We start from the raw sequence: 4,260 nt of genomic DNA on the forward strand, positions 1-4,260 counted from the left end.
ACCCTGCGGGGTGGCCGGCCCGGCCTTTTGGCGTATCCGGGCACCTGTCGGGCACCCGCCGGCCGTCCGTCGGGCAGCTGCCGGTTCCCGGCCGGGCGCGGGCCGTGCGCTCGGCCACCGTCGGTGGGGGCCGGTATGGTGATCGCTGTCGTCCGGCGTGGGCCGCCACCACGGGATCTGTAACGCCGGGCGGGCCTGGAACGATGGGCAGTCCGAGGTCCACACCCTGGTGGGGGCCTTGACGAACCGCACGTGGCGCGCGATTCTCAAGGCGCGTGCCTCACTGCGGAGCGAGTCGGGTCAGGGGTCGATGCATATTCGACCGCGGCGCTGGGAACCTTCTCAGTGACTCGTCGTGAGGTGCGGTGGCCCGGGATCACCCGGGCCGTCGGTTGTACGGGAGGAGCGTCCGATTCGGTCTCCGAATCAGGGCTTGTCAGCAGTGTCGCCTTTGGCTACACTGTCCCTTTGCGCTGCCTGTTAGCTGCTCCGTGACTCGTCGCCCGGAGTCTGCGCTGCCCTGTAGGGGTCTGGCACCGCCTCCGTAGACCGGCTCCGACCTGGGGATTCACCTCCCCGGAGCGGTGGTCCCCGGAGGTGGGATCGGCTCCCGTCATGGCCCGGCCGGTACGCGCGCAGTGAGCTCCGAGCCCTCGGAAGGACCCCCCTCTTGGCCGCGCCGCGCAACGCCTCGAACAATTCCGCCGCATCCACCGCCCCGCTCCGCGTCTCGTTCGCGAAGATCAAGGAGCCCCTCGAGGTCCCGAACCTCCTGGCCCTGCAGACCGAGAGCTTTGACTGGCTGCTCGGCAACGCGGCCTGGAAGGCCCGGGTCGAGGCGGCACTGGACAACGGTCAGGACGTCCCCACCAAGTCCGGTCTGGAGGAGATCTTCGAGGAGATCTCGCCGATCGAGGACTTCTCCGGGTCGATGTCGCTGACCTTCCGCGACCACCGTTTCGAGCCGCCGAAGAACTCCATTGACGAGTGCAAGGACCGCGACTTCACCTACGCGGCCCCGCTCTTCGTCACGGCCGAGTTCACCAACAACGAGACCGGTGAGATCAAGTCTCAGACGGTCTTCATGGGCGACTTCCCGCTCATGACCCACAAGGGCACGTTCGTGATCAACGGCACCGAGCGCGTCGTCGTGTCGCAGCTGGTCCGTTCCCCCGGCGTGTACTTCGACTCGTCGCTCGACAAGGTGTCCGACAAGGACATCTACTCCTCCAAGATCATCCCCTCCCGCGGTGCCTGGCTGGAGATGGAGATCGACAAGCGCGACATGGTCGGTGTCCGCATCGACCGCAAGCGCAAGCAGTCGGTCACCGTCCTCCTCAAGGCCCTCGGCTGGACCAACGAGATGATCCTCGAGGAGTTCGGCGAGTACGAGTCGATGCGCGCCACCCTGGAGAAGGACCACACCCAGGGCCAGGACGACGCACTCCTCGACATCTACCGCAAGCTGCGCCCGGGCGAGCCGCCCACGCGTGAGGCCGCGCAGACGCTGCTCGAGAACCTCTACTTCAACCCGAAGCGCTACGACCTGGCCAAGGTCGGCCGCTACAAGGTCAACCGCAAGCTCGGCAACGGCGAGTCCCTGGACTCCGGCGTGCTCACCGAGCCGGACATCATCAACACCATCAAGTACCTGGTGAAGCTGCACGCCGGCGAGACCGAGTGGCGCGACGACGAGGGCCGCGACATCGTCATCGAGGTCGACGACATCGACCACTTCGGCAACCGGCGCCTGCGCAACGTCGGCGAGCTCATCCAGAACCAGGTCCGTACGGGTCTGGCCCGTATGGAGCGCGTCGTGCGCGAGCGCATGACCACCCAGGACGTCGAGGCGATCACGCCGCAGACCCTGATCAACATCCGGCCGGTCGTCGCCTCCATCAAGGAGTTCTTCGGCACCAGCCAGCTGTCGCAGTTCATGGACCAGACGAACCCGCTGTCGGGCCTGACCCACAAGCGCCGTCTGTCCGCGCTCGGCCCCGGTGGTCTGTCCCGTGAGCGGGCCGGCTTCGAGGTCCGTGACGTGCACCCCTCGCACTACGGCCGCATGTGTCCGATCGAGACGCCGGAAGGCCCGAACATCGGTCTGATCGGCTCGCTCGCCTCGTACGGCCGGGTCAACGCGTTCGGCTTCATCGAGACCCCGTACCGCAAGGTCGTCGAGGGTGTCGTCACCGAGCAGGTGGACTACCTCACCGCCGACGAGGAGGACCGCTACGTCATCGCGCAGGCGAACGCCCCGCTGACGAACGACCTCCACTTCGCGGAGCCCCGCGTGCTCGTCCGCCGCCGCGGCGGCGAGATCGACTACATCCCGGGCACCGAGATCGACTACATGGACGTCTCGCCGCGCCAGATGGTGTCGGTCGCGACCGCCATGATCCCGTTCCTCGAGCACGACGACGCCAACCGCGCGCTCATGGGCTCGAACATGATGCGCCAGGCGGTGCCGCTGCTGAAGAGCGAGGCCCCGCTGGTCGGCACCGGCATGGAGTACCGCTGCGCGGTCGACGCCGCCGACGTCATCACCGCCGAGAAGGCCGGTGTGGTGCAGGAGGTCTCGGCCGACTACGTCACCGTGGCCAACGACGACGGCACGTACACCACGTACCGCGCCGCCAAGTTCACCCGCTCGAACCAGGGCACCTCCTTCAACCAGAAGGTGCTCGTGGACGAGGGCGCCCGGGTCGAGGCCGGCCAGGTGCTGGCCGACGGCCCGTGCACCGACCAGGGCGAGATGGCGCTCGGCAAGAACCTCCTGGTGGCGTTCATGTCGTGGGAGGGCCACAACTACGAGGACGCGATCATCCTGTCGCAGCGCCTCGTGCAGGACGACGTCCTCTCCTCGATCCACATCGAGGAGCACGAGGTCGACGCCCGTGACACCAAGCTGGGCCCCGAGGAGATCACCCGGGACATCCCGAACGTCTCCGAGGAGGTCCTCGCCGACCTCGACGAGCGCGGCATCATCCGGATCGGCGCCGACGTCGTCACCGGCGACATCCTGGTCGGCAAGGTCACCCCGAAGGGCGAGACCGAGCTCACCCCGGAGGAGCGCCTGCTCCGCGCGATCTTCGGTGAGAAGGCACGCGAGGTCCGCGACACCTCGCTGAAGGTGCCGCACGGCGAGTCCGGCAAGGTCATCGGCGTCCGCGTCTTCGACCGCGAGGAGGGCGACGAGCTTCCCCCGGGCGTGAACCAGCTGGTCCGCGTCTACGTGGCCCAGAAGCGCAAGATCACCAACGGTGACAAGCTCGCCGGCCGTCACGGCAACAAGGGCGTCATCTCCAAGATCCTGCCGGTCGAGGACATGCCGTTCCTGGAGGACGGCACCCCGGTCGACATCATCCTCAACCCGCTGGGTGTCCCGTCCCGAATGAACCCGGGACAGGTCCTGGAGATCCACCTCGGCTGGCTCGCCCAGCAGGGCTGGGACGTCTCCGGTCTCGCCGACGAGTGGGCCCAGCGCCTGCAGGAGATCGGCGCCGACTCGGTCGTCGGTGGCACCAACCTCGCCACCCCGGTCTTCGACGGCGCCCGCGAGGACGAGATCACCGGCCTGCTGGACAACACCACCCTCACCCGTGACGGTGAGCGCCTGGTGAACTCCACCGGCAAGGCCCGGCTGTTCGACGGCCGCTCCGGCGAGCCGTTCCCGATGCCGATCTCGGTCGGCTACATGTACATCCTCAAGCTGCACCACCTGGTCGACGACAAGCTCCACGCCCGCTCGACCGGCCCGTACTCGATGATCACCCAGCAGCCGCTCGGTGGTAAGGCGCAGTTCGGTGGTCAGCGCTTCGGTGAGATGGAGGTGTGGGCCCTGGAAGCGTACGGCGCCGCGTACGCACTGCAGGAGCTGCTCACCATCAAGTCCGACGACGTCCTCGGCCGCGTGAAGGTCTACGAGGCCATCGTCAAGGGCGAGAACATCCCCGAGCCCGGCATTCCCGAGTCCTTCAAGGTCCTCATCAAGGAAATGCAGTCGCTCTGCCTCAACGTGGAGGTGCTGTCCTCGGACGGCCAGTCCATCGAGATGCGGGACAGCGACGAGGACGTGTTCCGTGCCGCCGAGGAGCTCGGCATTGACCTGTCCCGGCGCGAGCCGAGCAGCGTCGAAGAGGTCTGACGGAGGTGGGGCCGGCGGGCCCGCGCCCCGCGGCCGGCCCCCCCCCCCGCCCCCCCCCCACCCCCCACACAACAACGACAGACCCAAAGAGGGTGTTAGACCCGAGGATTTCA

At 67.7% G+C, this 4,260-nt stretch carries 1 protein-coding gene; it reads left to right on the forward strand.

From position 1 onward, the window contains the following. Positions 1-670: 670 nt before the first annotated feature. Positions 671-4,147, forward strand: coding sequence for a DNA-directed RNA polymerase subunit beta (rpoB, locus tag ACFV0G_RS06715; protein ID WP_380542698.1), 3,477 nt, complete (start codon positions 671-673; stop codon positions 4,145-4,147). Positions 4,148-4,260: the final 113 nt, after the last annotated feature.

It is taken from the genome of Kitasatospora sp. NPDC059571, assembly GCF_042735675.1.
Taxonomy (GTDB): Bacteria; Actinomycetota; Actinomycetes; order Streptomycetales; family Streptomycetaceae; genus Kitasatospora.